The sequence below is a fragment of the Curtobacterium citri genome (assembly GCF_030362955.1).
GTDB classification, from domain to species: Bacteria; Actinomycetota; Actinomycetes; order Actinomycetales; family Microbacteriaceae; genus Curtobacterium; species Curtobacterium citri.
This window is the reverse complement of sequence record NZ_JAUCML010000004.1, coordinates 210,219-229,111: the sequence shown is the minus strand read 5'-3', so window position 1 is coordinate 229,111 and position 18,893 is coordinate 210,219. Positions and strand designations below refer to the sequence as shown.

Here is an 18,893-nt window from a genome sequence, read left to right as displayed (position 1 = left end):
GGCAGCGCGGTCCACCAGCCGTCACCCAGGACAGCATCCTCAGGACAGCATCCCCGAGAACAAGAGGGAAACGAGATGCCACTCTCGGAGCAAGAGCAGCGACTCCTCGAAGAGATGGAGCGGAGCCTCTACCAGAACGACTCCGACTTCGTGGCGCGGGTCACGCGCCGCCAGGGTCGCGCCAGCTACACCACGATCACGATCGGGGTGCTCGGTGCACTGGTCGGCATCGCGATCGTCGTCCTCGCGCTGGTGTTCAAGCAGCCGCTGCTCGGTCTGCCGGGCTTCGTCGTGATGCTCGCCGGCGTGCTGTACGCGCTGCGCCCGGGCATGCGGATGCCGAAGGCCGGGGCGAAGGCGCCGCGTGCCGGTGGTGCCGGTTCCCGCCGTCCCGCGCGGCCGTCGTCGTCCGGTGGTTCGTTCATGGACCGCATGAACGAGCGCTGGGACAAGCGCAACGACCCCGGGCAGCAGTAGCAGCCCTCCACACGCCTCCACGAACGGGGCCGGTCCAGTCGGACCGGCCCCGTTCGTCGTGTGCGGGGGCTGCTGTCGCTGATCGTCCCGGTGCGTCGAGCAGGCCGGGCGGGTGTCGGAGGGGAGGCGCGGGGCGGCGTCCCCACGCGCCTCCCGTCCGACCCGCCCTCCACCCGATCCGGGGCTGTGAGAGTCCTCCACTCTGCTCCACCTCCTCCACTCGCCTCCACCAGCCCGTCGATCCGCGGATCGGCGGGCTCTTCCGTGCCCGCTGGACCTCGGGGAGCTGCCCCAATCCGGGGGTCGCGGGCAGATCGGGGAGCGGGAACCGCCCTGTGGGGAGGGAAGTGGAGTAAAGTGGGGACCACGACGGACCGGTGGAGCGGAGGGGAGGCCCCGACGTGCTGCTCGGTACCCATGCCCCGAAGCTGGACGAGAAGGGTCGCGTGATCCTCCCCGCCAAGTTCCGGGACGAACTGTCCGGCGGGCTCGTCATGACCCGTGGGCAGGAGCGCTGCGTCGTCGTCTTCAGCGCGGACACGTTCGAGCAGCTGCACGAGCGCATCCGCACCGCACCGATGACGTCGAAGCGCACTCGGGACTACATGCGCCTGTTCCTCTCCGGAGCGAGCGCGGAGACGCCCGACAAGCAGAACCGCGTGACGATCCCGCAGAACCTCCGCGAGTACGCGGGGCTCGAGCGGGACCTCACGGTCATCGGCAGCGGTGACCGTGCCGAGATCTGGTCGACCACCGCGTGGGAGGCCTACTACGCCGAGGTCGAAGAGGGCTTCGCCGACAACGACGAGGAGGTGATCCCGGGGATCTTCTGATCCGCGGATCGGGACTCCCAGCCGTGGTGCCCTGACACACCTTCCCCGGTGTCAGGTCGCATGGATGGGGATCCGGATGCGTGGCCCAGGAGGTCGAGGGGCTGCACATGGCCGAAGACCAGCCGACGTTCCCGCACACCCCGGTGATGCTCCAGCGCATCGTCGACCTGTTCGTCCCCGCGCTCGAGGGGCCGGGCAAGGTCGTCGTCGACGCCACCCTCGGGATGGGCGGTCACTCCGCGGCGCTGCTCGAGCGCTTCCCGGAGCTCACCCTGATCGGACTCGACCGCGACACCGACGCGCTCGGCATCGCGGGGGAGCGCCTGGCCCGCTTCGGCGACCGCGTCCGGCTCGTGCACACCGTGTACGACGACATCGTCGAGGCGGTCGAGGGCGAGGGGTTCCGGAAGGTCGACGGCGTCCTGTTCGACCTCGGCGTCAGCTCGCTCCAGCTGGACCGCGCCGAGCGCGGCTTCGCCTACAGCCAGGACGCCCCGCTCGACATGCGGATGGACCGGACCGAGGGCCGGACCGCGGCGGACGTGCTCGCCACCTACGACGAGGGCGAACTCCGGCGCATCTTCCAGCGGTACGGCGAGGAGAAGCTGGCCGGCCGGTACGCCCGCGCGATCGTCGAGCGGCGCGCGGAGCGTCCGTTCACGATGTCGGGCGACCTGGTGCAGGTCCTCCACGACGCGACCCCCGTCGCGATCCAGCGGCAGGGACACCCGGCGAAGCGCGTGTTCCAGGCGCTCCGCATCGAGGTGAACGCCGAGCTGGCCGTCCTCGAGCGGGCGGTCCCCGCCGCGCTCGACGTCATCGGCGTCGGCGGCCGCATCGTGGTCGAGTCGTACCAGTCCCTCGAGGACCGTCTGGTCAAGCGGGCGCTCGTCGAGCGCACGACCTCGAGCGCCCCGGCGGACCTGCCGGTCGAGCTCCCCGAGCACGCCCCGACCTGGTCCCTGGTCGTCAAGGGCGCGGAACTGGCCGACGACGCCGAACGCGCCGCCAACCCCCGAGCAATCCCCGTGCGCCTGCGCGCGGCCGAGCGGATCCGGAACTGACATGAGCACGAACCTCGCACTCGTCGACCCCGTCGTCGCCCCGTCGCGTGCCCCGCGCCCGCGCCACGACCGCCCCGAGCTGGTCGAGGTCGCACCGACGCGTGCGCAGCGCCGTGCCCGTCCGAGGGTGGCGTACGCCATCGTCGCGGTCGTCGCGCTCGGCATCCTGCTGCTCGCGCAGCTCGGCATCAGCATGGTGCTGAGCCAGGGCGCCTACACGCTCGACTCCCTCGGCGCCGAGCAGACGAAGCTCTCGCGGACGCAGCAGTCGCTGTCCGAGGAGCTCCGCGTGCTCGACTCGCCGCAGAACCTCGCCCGCAACGCGCAGTCGCTCGGGATGATCGCGAACTCGACGCCGGTCTACCTCGACCCGGAGACCGGGCGGGTGTACGGCACGCCGACGCCGGCGGCTCCCGACGAGGCGACCGCGAGCAGCGACAACCAGGTGCCCAACGCCCTGCTCGACCCGGTCCCGCTCGCGACGAAGCAGCCGGCCGAGGCGGCGCCGAGCGCTCCCGCCGCACCGACCGCGCCGTCCGCAGCCGCGTCCGCGCCGGCCGCCGCGAGCACCGACGCTGGGAACAGCGCCGGGGCCAGCGCGTCGGACGGGGCCGCGCCGAAGGCCGACGTAGAGTCCGACGCGAACCCGCTCCAGGCCCCCACCACCCGGTGACCTGCGGGCCGGGACACCCTGCCGCACCACCCGGGAAGGACCGCACCGCGTGACCAAGACGATCCGCAACCCACGACTGCGCTACAGCGTGGTGATCATCGCCGTGATCGCCCTCGTGGCCGTGTTCGTGATCCGCCTGGTCGACATCCAGGTGGTGCAGGCCGCCGCGCTGAACGATGCGTCGAAGGCCAAGCGGAGCATCCCGGTGACGATCTACGGGACCCGCGGCGCCATCGTCGACCGCAACGGCGTCGAGCTGGCCGACAGCGTCAACCGGTACAACATCACCACCTCGCCGCGCCTCGTGAAGCCCTTCGACGGCAAGCTCGGCGGCGACCGCGTGAAGCGGGTCTCGGTCGACGAGGCCCTCCGTGCCGTCGCGGAGGCGTCCGGCGCGGACGTGGCGACCATGCAGCGGAACATCGCCGCGGACCCCCGGTCGGACTTCGCGTACCTGGTCAAGGGCCTCGACGTGAAGCACTACGAGGCCGTCCGCGCCCTGTCCATCCCGTGGACGTACCCCGAGCAGCAGGCGGCGCGCGTCTACCCGAGCGGCGCGACAGCCGGGGCGCTGACGGGCTTCATGGGCACCGACGGCGCGCAGGCCGGCCTGGAGTACTCGTACGACGCGTGCCTCGCGGGCACGAACGGCTCGGAGACGTACGAGCGCGGCGAGGACGGCGTGCAGCTGCCCGGCAGCACCCGGACGACCAAGCAGGCGAAGGACGGCGGCACGCTCGAGACCACCATCGACAGCGACCTGCAGTACATGGCGCAGCAGACGATCGCGTCGGCGGCGAAGTCCCTGCAGGCCGAGTCCGCGACCGCGACCGTGGTGGACGTCAAGACGGGTGAGCTCCTCGCCGTCGCCGACTACCCGACGGTCGACCCGAACGACGTCGACGCGACGACCGACAAGGGCGCCTTCGGCTCCCGCGCCCTGACCGCGACGTACGAGCCCGGATCGACGATCAAGGCGGCGATCGCAGCGGCACTGATCGACCAGGGGAAGTCGGGCCCGACCGACCGTGCGGTCGTGCCGTACTCGCGCTCGTTCCCGTGGGGCGGCAAGATCCAGGACTCCGAGTTCCACCCGACCGAGAACCTGACCCTGACCGGCATCCTGCAGAACTCGTCGAACGTCGGCATCACCGAGCTCGGCGAACGGCTCACGCAGCAGCAGCGCTTCGACTACATGAAGAAGTTCGGCCTGTTCGAGCCGGAGACGGCGATCGACTACCCGGGTCAGCCGGCCATGCAGTACGGCGCCTCGCCCGACTGGAGCAGCCAGACGAACATCAACTCGATGTTCGGTCAGGGCATCTCGACCACCGCGGTCCAGGTGGCGAGCGTGTTCCAGACGCTGGCGAACGACGGCGTCCGGATCCCGCTGCACATGGTGAAGGGCTGCCAGACCGCCGACGGCAAGACCATCGACGCGCCCGACGTGCAGGGGACGCGCGTCGTCTCCACCGCGGCGGCCGACCAGACCGTCAAGATGCTGCAGAGCGTCGTCACGGGCGGCACGCTCGTCGGCATGAAGCCGATCTCCGGCTACAACATCGCCGCGAAGACCGGTACCGCCGAGGTGGCCGAGGGGTCGAAGGGCTACGGCGGACAGCGCATCACCTCGGTGGCCGGAATGGCACCCGCCGAGGACCCCCAGTATGTTGTCACGGTGACGTTCACGAAGCCGCAGACCAACAAGTGGTCCAGCGGAGCGGCTCCGGCGTTCCGCACGCTGATGTCCCAGGTGCTCGAGAAGTACCGAGTAGCCCCCTCCACGGCCGAGGCGCAGCTGTACCCGTCCACGTGGTGAGGAAGAAGGAACACTTGTCCGCACGGATCCCCCCGGTCCTCCGACCCGAACACCCGACCCCGAGGAGCGTGGCCGAACTCGCGAACGCGTTCGGCATGCGCGTCGTCGGCGCGGTCGACACCGTCGAGACGACGGGCGTCACACTGAGCGCTGCCGAGGTGCAGCCCGGTGACCTGTTCGTCGGCGTGCACGGCGCGAACCGCCACGGAGCGCAGTTCGCCGCCGAGGCCGCCGAGCGCGGCGCGGTCGCCGTGCTCACCGACGCGGACGGCGTGGCCCTCGCCGAGCCGTCCGGACTGCCGGTCCTGGTGGTCGAGGACCCGCGGGCCGCGCTCGGCGACGTGTCCGCCTGGGTCTACCGCACCCACCCGGACGAGGCGACCGACCTGCCGCAGCTGTTCGCCACCACCGGCACGAACGGCAAGACCAGCACCTCGTACATCCTCGAGGGGATCCTCAAGCAGCTCGGTCTCGTCACCGGCCTGAGCTCGACCGCGGAGCGCCACATCGGCACGCTCAGCGTCACCAGCCGCCTGACCACGCCCGAGGCGAGCGAGATGCACGCGCTCCTCGCCAGGATGCGCGAGTCCGAGGTGCGCGCGGTCGCCGTCGAGGTGAGTGCCCAGGCCCTCAGCCGGCACCGCGTCGACGGGATCGTGTTCGACGTCGCCGGGTTCACGAACCTGTCGCACGACCACCTCGACGACTACGCCGACATGGAGGAGTACTACCAGGCGAAGCTCCCGCTGTTCCAGCCCGAGCACAGCCGTCGCGGCGTCGTCTCGCTGGACACCGACTGGGGCCACCGCGTGGTGCAGGACTCCCGCATCCCGGTCACGACCATCACGGTGCACCCTGACGTCGAGGCCGAGTGGCACGTCGAGATCGTCGAGGCGCACGCGGCCTACACCGAGTTCCGTCTGACCGGCCCCGAGGGCCGCGAGCTCACCACCCGGGTGCCCCTGATCGGCTGGCACATGGCGGCGAACGCGGCGCTGGCGATCGTCATGCTCGTCGAGGGCGGCTTCGAGCTCGGCGCCATCGCGCACGCGCTCGGGTCGAACCACCGCCGCTACGCGGACGAGACCGACGAGCACCCCGTCAGCGCGATCGAGTGCTACCTGCCCGGTCGCACCGAGCGCGTCTCCGGCGACCGCGGCCCGAGCGTCTACGTGGACTTCGGCCACAGCGCCGACGCCTTCGAGAACACCCTGGCCGCCGTCCGGCAGTTCACGACCGGCCGGGTCCTCATGCTCTTCGGCGCCGACGGCGACCGCGACACGACCAAGCGCGGCGACATGGCCCGCGTGGCGGCGGCCGGCAGCGACGTGCTCGTCGTCACCGACCACCACCCCCGCTTCGAGGACGCCGCGTCGATCCGGAAGACCCTGGTCGACGCCGCGCGCGAGGCCTACCCGGACCACGAGACGTACGAGGTGAGCCCGCCCGAGGCCGCGATCCGCAAGGCGGTCAGCCTGCTCGGGGAGGGGGACTCGATCCTCTGGGCCGGTCCCGGGCACCAGGACTACCGCGACATCGCGGGCGTCCGCACGCCGTACTCGGCCCGCGACGAGGCCCGCCAGGCCCTCCGCGAGGCCGGCTGGGAGCCGAACTCCGGTCCGGCGGAGGAGATCCGATGATCGCGCTGACCCTCGCCGAGATCGCCACCGCGATCGGCGGCGAGCTCGTCAGCGGTGCCCGCGGACGGGTCGTCGACGGCAGCGTCGAGACCGACTCGCGCCTGGTCGGCGCCGGCAGCGTGTTCTTCGCCCTGCTCGGTGAGGAGACCGACGGCCACCGCTTCGTGCCGGCCGCGGCCGAGGCCGGTGCCGCGCTCGTCGTCACCGAACGCGCGGTCGAGCTGCCCGAGGGCAGCGACACCGCGCAGGTCGTCGTGCCCGACGGGTACGCCGCCCTCGCCGCGCTCGCGCACGAGGTCGTCGCGCGCGTCCGCGCCTCGAGCGCCGACCGCGTCGACGAGCAGGGCCGCCCCGCCCCCCTGCGCGTGGTGGGCATCACCGGCTCGAACGGCAAGACGAGCACGAAGAACATGCTCCGGACCATCCTCGAGCAGCACGGCGACACCGTCGCGCCGCAGGGGTCCTTCAACAACCACGTCGGCGCCCCGGTCTCGATGCTCCGCATCACCCACGACACGCGGTTCCTCGTGGTCGAGATGGGTGCCAGCGGCATCGGTCACATCGCGAAGCTCGTCTCGATCGCCGAGCCGGACGTCGGCGTCGTCCTCAAGGTCGGACTCGCGCACGCGGGGGAGTTCGGCGGCATCGAGGCCACGCAGCGCGCGAAGTCGGAGATGGTCACCGACCTGCCGGCGACCGCGACCGCGCTGCTCAACGTCGACGACGACCGTGTCGCGTCCATGCGGGCGCTGACCGACGCGACCGTCGTCGGGTTCGGCACGTCCGCGGGTGCCGACTACCGCATCGGCGGCATCGAGACGGACCGCAGCGGCACCCGCTTCACGCTCACCGCGCCTCCCGTCCGCCCCGGAGGCGACGGTCTCGCCGACGCGACGGACCAGCCGGGAGGCACCACGCGTTTCCCCGAGACCGTCGACGTCCGGCTCGCCATCCTCGGTGAGCACCACGCGATGAACGCGTCCGCCGCGCTCACCGTCGCGCACCTGTGGGGGGTCCCGCTCGCCGCCGGCGCCGAGGCGCTCGCGTCGATGACGCGGGCCGAGCGCTGGCGCATGGAGCTCCTCCAGGGCGGACCCGAGGGCGTCACCGTCATCAACGACGCCTACAACGCCTCGCCGGACTCGATGGCGGCCGCGCTCCGCACCCTGGCGCAGGTCGTGCGCCCGGGCGAGCGCTCCGTCGCCGTGCTCGGCGAGATGGCCGAGCTCGGCGAGTACGCGACCGAGGAGCACGACACCATCGGTCGGCTCGTCGTCCGGCTCGGCATCGGACAGCTCGTGGTCGTCGGACCCGGCGCCGCCGCCATCCACCAGGCCGCCACGCTCGAGGGGTCGTGGGACGGGGAGTCCGTGTACGTCGAGGACGTCGACGACGCCGTCCGTGCCCTGCAGGAGATGGTCCGCCCCGGCGACGTCGTCCTGGTCAAGTCCTCGAAGTCAGCCGAACTGCGATTCCTCGGCGATCGCCTCGGAGGTGTCACCGAATGATCGCGCTCCTCGTCGCCGGCGCCGTGTCGCTGGTGTTCACACTGCTGCTCACGCCGCTGTTCATCAAGCTGTTCCACCGTCTCGGGTGGGGACAGTTCATCCGTGACGACGGCCCGCAGTCGCACCACACGAAGCGCGGCACGGCCACGATGGGCGGCATCGTCCTCATCATCGGCGCGGTGCTGGGCTACTTCGTCGGACACCTGGTCGGGCGTGACTCCGTCACCCTGTCCGGGCTGCTCGTGCTGTTCCTCATGGTCGGACTCGGGTTCGTCGGCTTCATCGACGACTTCCTGAAGGTGCGACGCCAGCGGAGCCTCGGGCTCGGCGGGTGGGCCAAGGTCCTCGGCCAGGTCATCGTCGGCGTCATCTTCGCCACGATCGCGCTCGTCGTGCCGACCGGGAACGGCAAGCCCCCGGCGTCCACGATGATCTCCGCGATCCGCGACGTCCCGTGGCTCGACTTCATGGTGCTCGGGACCGTCATCGGCACGGTCCTGTACCTGGCGTGGATCGTGCTGCTCACGGTGTCGACGTCGAACGGCGTGAACGTGGCGGACGGCCTCGACGGTCTCGCGACCGGGTCGAGCATCCTCGCGATCGGCTCGTACGTGATCATCGGGTTCTGGCAGTCCAACCAGATCTGCGGCGGCGTGCGGCTCGACGAGAGCACCGCGCACGCCTGCTACAGCACGACCGACCCGCTCGACCTGGCCGTCGTCGCGGCCGCGGTCTGCGGTGGCCTCATCGGCTTCCTCTGGTACAACACCTCGCCCGCGCAGATCTTCCTCGGCGACACGGGGTCGCTCGGCCTCGGCGGCGCCCTGGCCGGTCTCGCGATCCTGAGCCGCACCGAGCTGCTGCTGATCCTCATCGGTGGACTGTTCTTCATCGTCACCGGCTCGGTCATCCTGCAGCGGGCCTACTTCAAGATCACCCACGGCAAGCGCATCTTCCGGATGAGCCCGCTGCACCACCACTTCGAGCTGAAGGGGTGGGCCGAGGTGACCGTCGTCGTCCGGTTCTGGATCATCGCGGGACTCTGCGTCGCCGCCGGTGTCGGACTCTTCTACCTGGAATGGATCGCCCGTGTCGGCTGACCCCCGCCTCGACGGCCTCGACAGCTGGTACGCCGAGGGGTGGAAGGGGCTCCGGGTCGCTGTGCTCGGGCTGGGCGCCACCGGCTTCTCGGTGGCGGACACCCTGGTCGAGCTCGGCAGCGAGGTCACCGTCCACGCCCCGGACGGACCCGACGACACCGTCGAGCTGCTCGACGTCATCGGTGCCCGGTTCGAGCGCACGTCGCTCGACACCGTGCCCGAGTCGCTCGTCGCGCAGGCGCCGGACCTCGTGGTCGTCTCGCCCGGCTTGCCGCCGAACAACGCGAGCGTGCAGTGGGCCACGGCGAACAGCGTGGTCTGGGGCGACATCGAGCTCGCGTGGCGCGTCCGCGACAAGGTCGTGCGCGGCCCGATCGCGGCGCCCTGGGTGACGATCACCGGGACGAACGGCAAGACCACGACCACGCAGCTGACCACCGCGATGTTCGCCGCGTCCGGACTCCGTGCGGTCGCGTGCGGGAACATCGGCGTGCCGGTGCTCGACGTCGTCCGCGACCCGGAGGGCTTCGACGTCCTGGTCGTCGAGCTCTCCAGCCACCAGCTGCACTACATGCCCACCACGGGCGACGGCGCCGTCGTGCCGCTCGCGAGCGCCTGCCTGAACATCGCCGACGACCACCTCGAGTGGCACGGTTCCGCCGAGGCCTACCGGGCCGCGAAGGCGAAGGTCTACGAGCGCTCCGTCATGGCGTGCGTCTACAACACCGCCGACGACGCCACCCGCCGCATGGTCGAGCAGGCCGACGTCGTTGAGGGCTGCCGGGCCGTCGGCTTCACCCCCGGGGTCCCCGCGCCGGGTGACGTGGGCATCGTCGACGACGTGCTCTGCGACCGCGCCTTCACCGAGGACCGCCGCAACAGCGCGCTCGAGCTCGCCACCCTGGCCGACCTCGAGCAGGCCGGCCTCGCGAGCCCGCACATGACCATGAACGTCCTGGCCGCCGCCGCCCTCGCGCGTGCCGCGTCCGTCGCACCGGCGCACATCCGCAGCGCCGTGCAGAGGTTCCGCGCCGACCACCACCGCACCGAGCACGTCGCGACGGCGGACGGCATCACCTGGGTCGACGACTCGAAGGCCACGAACCCGCACGCGGCGACGGCGTCGCTGGCGTCGTTCGAGACCGTCGTCTGGATCGTCGGTGGCCAGTTCAAGGGCGTCGACATCGACGGGCTCGTCGAGCGCTTCGGTCCGGACGCCCGGGCGGCGATCGTGATCGGGACCGACCGCGCGCCCGTGCTCGAGGCATTCGCGCGACACGCGCCCGGGGTGCCGGTCCTGCAGGTCGAGGCGACGGACACTGAACACGTCATGCCCGAGGCGGTCCGGCATGCCGCTTCGGTCGCGCGACCTGGCGACACGGTCCTCCTCGCCCCGGCTGCTGCGTCGTTCGACCAGTTCGGTTCCTACGCCGACCGGGGGCGTCGATTCGCGGCGGCGGTCCACGAGCACCTGGGAGGCACAGCCGATGGCGACCACGGATCTCCCGAGCGGCCGTAGCGGCACCCGCACGGCGGCCGGTTCCCCCCGTGCCGACGGACCACGCCGGACGCACGGCGCCGTCGTCGCGGTCAAGAACGTCTTCGTCGCCGAGTCGAGCACGTTCTACACGATCCTCGGCGTGACGCTGTTCCTCGTCGTCTTCGGCGTCGTGATGGTGCTGTCCTCGTCGAGCGTCGAGCAGTACGCGGCGACGCACGACTTCTTCGGGGCGGCGTCGCGACAGGGGCTGTACGCCGTGCTCGGCGTCCCGCTCATGCTCGTCGCCAGTCGCGTGCCCGCGCGGGTGTGGCGGAAGTGGGCGATGCGGATCCTCGGCGCCGCGCTCTTCCTGCAGCTGCTCGTCTACACACCGCTCGGCATCGAGGTGCAGGGCAACCGGAACTGGGTCGGCTTCGGGTCGTTCACCGCGCAGCCGTCCGAGGCGATCAAGCTCGCGCTCGCGCTCGGCATCGGCGCGATCATGTACGCCAAGCGCGACAAGCTCCGGGACTGGAAGGAGATCTTCGTCCCGGTCGGCATCGCCACGGTGCTGCCGCTCGGCATGGTGCTCCTCGGTGGCGACCAGGGCACCGCGATGATCATGCTCATCCTGGTGCTCGGCGCGCTCTACATCGGCGGCGCCCGCGCACGCCACCTGCTCGCGATCGTCGTCGCGGTCGGGGTGGTCCTGCCCTTCGTGACGATGGCCTCGTCCTCCCGGCAGGTCCGCATCAGCGCGTGGCTGTCCGGGTGCACCGACTCCAACCAGTACCAGGACCTCTGCTGGCAGCCGGTCCACGGCATGTGGGCGCTGGCGTCCGGCGGGGTCTTCGGCGTCGGGCTCGGCAACTCCAAGGCCAAGTGGTCGTGGCTGCCCGAGGCCGACAACGACTACATCTTCGCCATCATCGGCGAGGAGCTCGGGCTCATCGGGGCCGTCGTCGTCCTCGCGCTCTTCGTGGTCCTGGCGGTCAGCATGATCAAGGTGATCCGCCAGTCGAACGACCCCTTCGTCCGCACCGTGACCGGCGCGATCCTCGCCTGGATCATCGGGCAGGCGCTCGTCAACATCGCGGTGGTGCTCGGGCTCCTGCCCGTCCTCGGCGTCCCGCTCCCGCTCATCTCCGCCGGAGGTTCGGCGCTCATCATGACCCTCGTGGCCATCGGTGTCGTGCTGTCCTTCGCCCGCGACCTGCCCGGACGGAACGCGGTCGGCGGGCCGCGGCACGACCTCGCACCCCAGAACGGAAGGTTCCGTTGAGCACGTACCTCTTCGCCGGCGGCGGCACCGCCGGACACGTCAACCCGCTGCTCGCCGTCGCCGACCGGCTGACCGAGCGCGACCCGGAAGCCCGGGTGCTCGTGCTCGGCACGGCCGAGGGGCTCGAGTCGCGGCTCGTGCCCATGCGCGGCTACGAGCTGCTGACGATCCCGCGCCTGCCGTTCCCGCGTCGGCTCGACGCCCACGCGCTGCGCTTCCCCGGACGGTTCGCGGCGGCGGTCCGGCGCACCGAGCGGTTCATCCGCGAGCACGACGTCGAGGTGGTCCTCGGGGTCGGCGGCTACGCGGCCGCGCCGGCCTACATCGCGGCGAAGCGCACGGGCACGCCGATCGTCGTGCACGAGCAGAACGCCAAGCCCGGGCTGGCGAACCGGCTCGCCGCGTTCCTCACCCGGCACGTCGGGCTGACGTTCTCGAACACTCGCCTGCGCCACGGCCGCGTGGTCGGCATGCCACTGCGCCGGGAGATCGAGACGCTCGACCGCCGTGCCGCGCGCGCCGAGGGGCTGGCCGAGTTCGGCCTCGACCCGGACCGACCCGTCCTGCTCGTCACCGGCGGCTCCTCCGGTGCGCGGAGCATCAACGCGACCGTGAACCGGTCCGCGACGGCGATCGTCGACGCCGGGTGGCAGGTGCTGCACGTCGTCGGCGGCAAGTCGGACATCGGCCCCAGCGACCTCGACGGGTACCACGTGCTGCCGTACTGCGACCGGATGGACCTGGCCTACGCCGCGTCGGACTTCGTGGTCTCGCGCTCCGGTGCCGGCATGGTCTGCGAGCTGACCGCCGTCGGTCTGCCGAGCGTGCTCGTGCCCTACCCGGTCGGCAACGGCGAGCAGCGGCACAACGCGGCGGACGTCGTCGGCGCCGGGGGAGCGGTGCTGGTGGACGACGCCGCGTTCACCGAGGACTGGGTCTCGTTCCAGCTGCTCGGCATCCTGCGCGACCGGGCCCGCATCGCGGACATGGCGGTGCGTGCGGGGAGCGTGGGCCACCGCGACGGGGCCGACCGGATGACGGCGCTCGTCCAGGACGCGGCGGTCGGGGCCACCCCACGGGCCCGACGCGGCAGCGGGGAGACGCGCACCGCCACGGACGCGACGAGCCCGAGCCCGAGCCCGAGCCCGAGCACGAGCCCGAGCCCCAGCCCGAGCGCCGGCACCAGCACCACGGAGGAACGATGACCATCAAGCCGGACCTGACCCAGCCGATCCCCGACGACCTCGGCACGGTCCACTTCATCGGCATCGGCGGCTCCGGCATGAGCGGCATCGCCCGGATGTTCCTCGCCGCCGGGCACCGCGTCACCGGCAGCGACTCCCGCGAGACCGCGACGACCGGCACGATGCGCGACCTCGGCGCCGAGGTGCACGTCGGGCACGACGCGGCGAACCTCGGCGACGCGGACACCGTCGTCGTCACCAGCGCCCTCTGGCCGGACAACCCCGAGCTCCTCGAGGCGCAGCGCCGCGGCCTGCCGGTCCTGCACCGGTCCCAGGCCCTCGCCGCCCTCATCGCCGACCACCGCCTCGTCGCGGTCGCCGGCGCGCACGGCAAGACCACGTCCACCGGCATGATCGTCACCGCCATGGTCGAGCTCGGACTCGACCCGAGCTTCGTCAACGGCGGCGTCATCCAGTCGCTCGGCACGAGCTCGGCCCCGGGCACGAGCGACCTGTTCGTCGTCGAGGCCGACGAGTCCGACGGCTCCTTCCTTCTCTACGACGTCGCCGTGGCCCTCGTCACGAACGTCGACGCAGACCACCTCGACCACTACGGCAGCGAGGACGCCTTCATCGACGCGTTCGTCGAGTTCGCCGGCCGGGCACGCGAGCGCATCGTCGTCTCGAGCGACGACGCCGGCGCGAAGCGCGTGACGGCGGGCGTCCGGGCACGCGAGGGCGCACCCGAGATCGTCACGTTCGGCGAGGCCGCCGACGCGGACGTCCGCATCGAGCGCATCGTCGAGGCGGCGAGCGTCGAGGTCGACCTGCGCGCCGGGGGCGAGTCGCACCACATGACCCTGCGCGTGCCCGGACGGCACAACGCCGTGAACGCCGTCGGCGCCTTCGCGGTTCTCACCGGACTCGGGGTCACCGCGGCCGACGCGATCCGCGGCATCGAGGCGTTCGGCGGCACCGAGCGGCGCTTCGAGCTGCACGGCGTCGAGCGCGGTGTCTCCGTGTACGACGACTACGCGCACCACCCGACCGAGGTCGCGGCCGCACTCCGCGCCGCCCGGAACGTCGTCGGCGACGGCCGCATCATCGCGATCCACCAGCCGCACCTGTACTCGCGGACCCGCCTGATGGCGGGGGACTTCGCGAAGGTCTACGAGGAGCTCGCCGACCACACCGTGGTCCTCGACGTCTACGGCGCCCGGGAGGACCCGGAGCCCGGCGTGACCGGTGCCCTCGTGCAGGAGCGGTTCGTGGACCAGTCCCGGGTGGACTTCCTGCCCGACTGGGACGAGGCGTCCGCACGCGCGGCCGACATCGCGCGCGAGGGCGACATCGTCATGACGCTCAGCTGCGGCGACGTGTACCGCATCATCCCGCAGGTCCTCGGTGCCCTGCACGACGGGACGCGCACGCAGTGAAGCGTCCCGAGGGCTTCGACGGACGTCCGGAGGAACCGGCCGGCCCAGCCGAGCGCGCGTCGACGCCACGGCAGCGTCGTGGCCCGCTGGTCCCACGGCGCCCGTCACGTCCGCCCGCGACCGACGGCCGGGAGGCCCACCGGGACCCCGGTACGTCGGCTCCCGTCGACGAGCGGGTCGACGAGCGGGTCGACCCCACCGCCACGGCTGCGTCCGGCGCGCCCGGTCACCGGGACCGCGCCGGCGCGATCGCCAGCGCTGCCGGCCGTCGGCTCGGCGCCGGCTTCTCCTCGGTCGCCGAACGGCTGCGGGAGTACCAGGCCGACGACGACCACGACACCGCCCGCCCGGGGGCGCACCCGGCTGCCGAGCACGGCACCCACGACGGCACCGACGACGGCGGGCCCGGACGCCTCGCCACCGTCACCGACGTCATCGACGCGGCCGTGCCGTCGGTCGCCGACCACGCTGCCGACGACTCCGGTGCTGCGGCCACGGGCGCGCACGCGACCCCGATCGGTGCGGGCGTCCGCGCCGCCGAGACCGCCCGCGAGGCCCGCGTGGCGAAGCGCCGCCGTCGGCTGCTCGAGCGCGCCGAGGTCCGGCGGTTCACCCGCAGGGCCCGGCACCGTCGTGCCGCGTGGATCACGGTCGCGGCGGTCGTCGTGGTGTTCGGCGCCTCGATCCTCGTCGCCGTCACCTCGCCGCTCATGGCCCTGCGGACGATCGAGGTCCGCGGTACCGACCGTGTCGACGCGACCGCCCTCCGGCAGGCGCTCTCCGACCAGGTCGGCACGCCGCTCGCCCGGCTCGACTTCGACGAGGTCAAGCGGGACATCGCCGGCTTCCCCCTCATCGAGAGCTACGTGACCGAGGAGGTCCCGCCGCACACCCTGGTGGTGACCGTCACCGAGCGCACGCCGGTCGTCGCCGTGCCGTCGGGGAAGTCCTTCGACCTCGTCGACCCGGCCGGCATCGTCGTGCAGTCGTCGCCGAAGCGCCCGGAGGGCGTGCCGGTCGCCGACGTCGCCCGCGCCGAGCTCGGGTCCCCGGTCTTCCGCACGATGACCGAGGTCGTCCTGTCGCTGCCGTCGACCGTCCGCAACCAGGTGACGGACGTCCGCGCGAGCACGGCGGACGACGTCACGCTGACCCTCGGCGACGGGTCGACCGTGGTTTGGGGGAGCCCCGACTCGTCGGACGCGAAGGCGGCGCTGCTCGCGGCACTCGTCAAGGACCACGCCGCGCGGAACCCCGACACGAAGGTCGAGTTCGACGTGTCGGCGCCGGACAACGGCATCGTCCGCGCGAAGGACTGACGCACCGCCGCTGCGGGGCGGACGCCGCGTGAGCAGGAATCGACGACCGCGATCGGCGACACGCGGCGTGGCGGGGCGACAGCCTGCGGAGCACACCCGTAGCGTCGGGGGAGCACCATATCTACCAGCATTGCCCCTGAACTTCAAGTAGAGGTTGAGGGTTCAACCGGAGGCCCGACTGACGTGACCACGAACCACAACTACCTCGCCGTCATCAAGGTCGTCGGTGTCGGCGGCGGCGGCGTGAACGCCGTGAACCGCATGATCGAGCTCGGCCTCCGCGGCGTCGAGTTCATCGCGATCAACACCGACGCACAGGCACTGCTGCTCAGCGACGCCGACGTCAAGCTCGACGTCGGCCGCGAGATCACCCGCGGTCTCGGCGCCGGCGCGGACCCCGAGGTCGGCCGTCGTGCCGCCGAGGACCACGCCGAGGAGATCGAGGAGGCCCTCGCGGGTGCCGACATGGTCTTCGTCACGGCCGGCGAGGGCGGCGGCACCGGGACGGGTGGTGCGCCCGTGGTCGCGCGCATCGCGAAGTCGATCGGCGCGCTCACGATCGGTGTCGTCACGAAGCCCTTCAGCTTCGAGGGCAAGCGTCGTCAGTCGCAGGCCGAGAACGGCGTCGCGTCGCTCAAGGACGAGGTCGACACGCTCATCGTCGTGCCGAACGACCGCCTGCTCGAGATCAGCGACCGCGGCATCTCCATGGTCGAGGCCTTCGCGACCGCCGACCAGGTCCTGCTCGCCGGTGTCCAGGGCATCACCGACCTCATCACCACGCCCGGTCTCATCAACCTCGACTTCGCCGACGTCAAGTCGGTCATGCAGGGCGCCGGTTCGGCGCTCATGGGCATCGGCTCCTCGCGGGGCGCCGACCGTGCCATCAAGGCCGCCGAGCTCGCCGTGGCGTCCCCGCTGCTCGAGGCCTCGATCGACGGTGCCCACGGCGTGCTCCTGTCGATCCAGGGCGGCTCGAACCTCGGCATCTTCGAGATCAACGACGCCGCGCGCCTGGTGCAGGAGGCCGTCCACCCCGAGGCCAACATCATCTTCGGTGCCGTGATCGACGACACCCTCGGCGACGAGGTCCGCGTGACCGTCATCGCCGCGGGCTTCGACGGCGGCGAGCCGAGCTCGCAGCAGCAGAAGCAGCACCGGTCGAGCTGGGTCGACCCCGAGGGCGGCGCGGGTGCGTCGTCCGGCGCGGCCGGCACCGGCGCGATCGAGGACACCGCGACGAGCGCACCGTCCTGGTCGTCGCAGGAGCACGAGGCTCCCGTGCGTCGTGCCGCCGACCCGGCGTTCGACGACGACGACGAGCTCGACGTCCCCGACTTCCTGAAGTAAGCCTCCTGTGGCTGCCGAGACGCGCCTCCAGACCGTCGACCGTGACGGACTGGAGGCGCGTCTCGCGTCCGTCCGGTCCGCGATCACCGACGCGGCCCGCGCAGCGGGGCGCTCGGCCGACGAGCTGACGCTCGTCGTCGTCACCAAGTACCACCCGGCCTCCCTCGTCCGCGAGCTCGCCGCGCTCGGCGTCACCGACGTGGGGGAGAACCGGCACCAGGAGGCCCAGGCGAAGGCCGCGGAGCTGGCCGACCTCGACCTCACCTGGCACTTCGTCGGACAGCTGCAGTCGAAGAAGGCACGCCAGGCGCGGCGGTACGCCGACGTCGTCCAGTCGCTCGACCGCGACTCGGTCGTCGACGCCTTCGCGCCGACGGACGCCGAGCCGGACCCGCGCGTGATCGACGGCTTCGTCCAGGTCAACCTCACCGACGACCCCGGCCGCGGCGGTGTCCAGCCGGAGGACGTCGAGGCGATGGCCGAACGGGTCCTGGCGACCGGTACGGTCCGCCTGCGCGGGGTGATGGCCGTCGCACCGCTCGACGAGGAGCCCCGACGTGCCTTCGCTCGGCTCCGCGCGATTTCCGAGCGTGTCGTGTCCCTCGCGCCCGGCGCCACCGACGTCTCGGCCGGCATGAGCGGCGACTTCGCGGAGGCGATCGCCGAGGGCGCGACACACCTCCGCATCGGCACGGCAATCACGGGAAACCGGCCCGTCGCGCCCTAGCCTCGTCCCAGGGCATCCACGAGCACGAACTCCGGAGGAACCATGGCCAACCCGCTCAAGAAGACGATGGTCTACCTCGGCCTCGCCGACGAGGAACTGTACGAGGACGAGCCGCAGCAGCAGGCGGCTCCGGCGCAGACGCGCCAGCCCGCCGCCGCCCCGGCTCCCGTCGCCACGGCGGCCGCGACCCCGGCACCGGAGGCACCGGCCGCCGCCGCACCCGCCGCGGCACCCGCCGAGCCCAAGACGCACACCCACCAGCGCGGCGCCCAGGTCACCCCGCTCCGCCGCTCGCACACGACCGCACAGAAGGCGACCCCGGTCCAGGAAATGAACGAGATCCTCACCGTCCACCCGCGCGAGTACAAGGACGCCCAGTCCATCGCCGAGAGCTTCCGCGACGGCATCCCCGTCATCATCAACCTCTCGCAGATGACCGAGTCGGACGCGCGTCGCATGATCGACTTCGCATCGGGCCTGTCGCTCGGGCTGTTCGGCAAGATCGAGCGCGTCACGAACAAGGTCTTCCTGCTCTCGCCCGCCCACGTCGCGGTGAGCGGTGAGCCGGCTGAGGTAGAGTCCGACATCGAGGCGTCCTTCTTCGCCCAGTCCTGAGCCGTCCCCGCGGTTCAGCCCGCCCCGTGCGGCCGTCCTGACGACGGACGCACCCGAGCCGAGCGAGCCCCATCGTGTCACTGGTCTTCGGGATCCTCTCCTTCGCCCTCCTCCTCTACTTCTTCGTGATGTGGGGTCGGTTCGCGTTCGACATCGTGCAGGCCTACAGCCGGTCGTGGCGTCCCCGTGGCGCCCTGCTGGTCGTCGCCGACGTGGTCTACACCCTGACCGACCCGCCGATCCGGTTCGTCCGGCGGCTCCTCCCGCCGCTGCGGCTCGGGCCGGTGGCGCTCGACTTCGGGTGGACCATCGTCATGCTCGTGGTGATCATCCTCCGGGTGATCGTCGGGGGCCTCGCGCGCGGTTTCTGACCGCGTTCCGCCGCG

The 18,893-nt window shown here is 71.9% G+C and carries 17 protein-coding genes; all 17 read left to right on the top strand.

Annotated features, from left to right (window positions below; all coding sequences use genetic code 11):
* Positions 1–75: 75 nt before the first annotated feature.
* The 17 genes from QUG92_RS08205 to QUG92_RS08125 all read left to right on the top strand — a co-directional run bounded on the left by QUG92_RS08205 (position 76) and on the right by QUG92_RS08125 (position 18,878).
* Positions 76–477, top strand: coding sequence for an SCO2097 family morphological protein (locus QUG92_RS08205; RefSeq protein WP_289458672.1), 402 nt, complete (start codon positions 76–78; stop codon positions 475–477).
* 401 nt (positions 478–878) lie between these two features.
* Positions 879–1,310: a division/cell wall cluster transcriptional repressor MraZ gene (gene mraZ, locus QUG92_RS08200; RefSeq protein ID WP_069711170.1), complete on the top strand. Its 432-nt coding sequence runs from the start codon at positions 879–881 to the stop codon at positions 1,308–1,310.
* Between the two features lie 107 nt (positions 1,311–1,417).
* Positions 1,418–2,374: a 16S rRNA (cytosine(1402)-N(4))-methyltransferase RsmH gene (gene rsmH, locus QUG92_RS08195; protein ID WP_289458671.1), complete on the top strand. Its 957-nt coding sequence runs from the start codon at positions 1,418–1,420 to the stop codon at positions 2,372–2,374.
* 1 nt (position 2,375) lies between these two features.
* Positions 2,376–3,047, top strand: a complete 672-nt coding sequence (gene ftsL / locus QUG92_RS08190; protein WP_289458670.1) for a cell division protein FtsL — start codon at positions 2,376–2,378, stop codon at positions 3,045–3,047.
* 49 nt (positions 3,048–3,096) lie between these two features.
* A complete protein-coding gene (locus QUG92_RS08185) occupies positions 3,097–4,866 on the top strand; it encodes a peptidoglycan D,D-transpeptidase FtsI family protein (RefSeq protein ID WP_182047854.1) in 1,770 nt (589 codons plus the stop codon).
* Between the two features lie 14 nt (positions 4,867–4,880).
* Complete coding sequence (locus QUG92_RS08180) at positions 4,881–6,506, top strand: Mur ligase family protein (protein WP_289458669.1); 1,626 nt, start codon at positions 4,881–4,883, stop codon at positions 6,504–6,506.
* Positions 6,503–8,014, top strand: coding sequence for a UDP-N-acetylmuramoyl-tripeptide--D-alanyl-D-alanine ligase (locus QUG92_RS08175; RefSeq protein ID WP_182046506.1), 1,512 nt, complete (start codon positions 6,503–6,505; stop codon positions 8,012–8,014). Before QUG92_RS08180 ends, QUG92_RS08175 begins: the two co-directional genes overlap by 4 nt.
* The gene (gene mraY / locus QUG92_RS08170) at positions 8,011–9,114 is read left to right on the top strand and encodes a phospho-N-acetylmuramoyl-pentapeptide-transferase (RefSeq protein ID WP_182046507.1); all 1,104 of its coding nucleotides are present in this window, start codon (positions 8,011–8,013) and stop codon (positions 9,112–9,114) included. Before QUG92_RS08175 ends, mraY begins: the two co-directional genes overlap by 4 nt.
* Positions 9,104–10,633: a UDP-N-acetylmuramoyl-L-alanine--D-glutamate ligase gene (murD, locus tag QUG92_RS08165; RefSeq protein WP_289458668.1), complete on the top strand. Its 1,530-nt coding sequence runs from the start codon at positions 9,104–9,106 to the stop codon at positions 10,631–10,633. The genes mraY and murD overlap by 11 nt, the downstream gene beginning before the upstream one ends.
* Entirely contained in the window at positions 10,602–11,876 is a 1,275-nt protein-coding gene (ftsW, locus tag QUG92_RS08160) for a putative lipid II flippase FtsW (protein WP_182046509.1), read from the top strand. The genes murD and ftsW overlap by 32 nt, the downstream gene beginning before the upstream one ends.
* Positions 11,873–13,081, top strand: a complete 1,209-nt coding sequence (locus tag QUG92_RS08155) for a UDP-N-acetylglucosamine--N-acetylmuramyl-(pentapeptide) pyrophosphoryl-undecaprenol N-acetylglucosamine transferase (protein ID WP_289458667.1) — start codon at positions 11,873–11,875, stop codon at positions 13,079–13,081. Before ftsW ends, QUG92_RS08155 begins: the two co-directional genes overlap by 4 nt.
* Entirely contained in the window at positions 13,078–14,496 is a 1,419-nt protein-coding gene (murC, locus tag QUG92_RS08150) for a UDP-N-acetylmuramate--L-alanine ligase (RefSeq protein WP_289458666.1), read from the top strand. The genes QUG92_RS08155 and murC overlap by 4 nt, the downstream gene beginning before the upstream one ends.
* A complete protein-coding gene (locus tag QUG92_RS08145) occupies positions 14,493–15,815 on the top strand; it encodes a cell division protein FtsQ/DivIB (RefSeq protein WP_289458665.1) in 1,323 nt (440 codons plus the stop codon). Before murC ends, QUG92_RS08145 begins: the two co-directional genes overlap by 4 nt.
* 183 nt (positions 15,816–15,998) lie before the next feature.
* Positions 15,999–17,165 carry a cell division protein FtsZ gene (gene ftsZ, locus QUG92_RS08140; protein WP_069711161.1) on the top strand — a complete coding sequence of 389 codons (1,167 nt, stop codon included), beginning with the start codon at positions 15,999–16,001 and terminating at the stop codon, positions 17,163–17,165.
* Between the two features lie 7 nt (positions 17,166–17,172).
* Positions 17,173–17,892 (top strand): YggS family pyridoxal phosphate-dependent enzyme, encoded by a 720-nt coding sequence (locus QUG92_RS08135; protein WP_289458664.1) that lies wholly within the window; start codon positions 17,173–17,175, stop codon positions 17,890–17,892.
* Positions 17,893–17,934: 42 nt separating this feature from the next.
* Positions 17,935–18,507 carry a cell division protein SepF gene (locus QUG92_RS08130; RefSeq protein ID WP_289458662.1) on the top strand — a complete coding sequence of 191 codons (573 nt, stop codon included), beginning with the start codon at positions 17,935–17,937 and terminating at the stop codon, positions 18,505–18,507.
* 74 nt (positions 18,508–18,581) lie between these two features.
* The gene (locus QUG92_RS08125; protein WP_220456212.1) at positions 18,582–18,878 is read left to right on the top strand and encodes a YggT family protein; all 297 of its coding nucleotides are present in this window, start codon (positions 18,582–18,584) and stop codon (positions 18,876–18,878) included.
* Positions 18,879–18,893 lie beyond the last annotated feature (15 nt).

Coding starts and splice junctions, on each gene's coding strand:
- QUG92_RS08205 (WP_289458672.1), top strand. CDS start 76: ATGCCACTCTCGGAGCAAGAGCAGCGACTCCTCGAAGAGATGGAGCGG.
- rsmH (WP_289458671.1), top strand. CDS start 1,418: ATGGCCGAAGACCAGCCGACGTTCCCGCACACCCCGGTGATGCTCCAG.
- ftsL (WP_289458670.1), top strand. CDS start 2,376: ATGAGCACGAACCTCGCACTCGTCGACCCCGTCGTCGCCCCGTCGCGT.
- QUG92_RS08175 (WP_182046506.1), top strand. CDS start 6,503: ATGATCGCGCTGACCCTCGCCGAGATCGCCACCGCGATCGGCGGCGAG.
- mraY (WP_182046507.1), top strand. CDS start 8,011: ATGATCGCGCTCCTCGTCGCCGGCGCCGTGTCGCTGGTGTTCACACTG.
- ftsW (WP_182046509.1), top strand. CDS start 10,602: ATGGCGACCACGGATCTCCCGAGCGGCCGTAGCGGCACCCGCACGGCG.
- murC (WP_289458666.1), top strand. CDS start 13,078: ATGACCATCAAGCCGGACCTGACCCAGCCGATCCCCGACGACCTCGGC.
- QUG92_RS08130 (WP_289458662.1), top strand. CDS start 17,935: ATGGCCAACCCGCTCAAGAAGACGATGGTCTACCTCGGCCTCGCCGAC.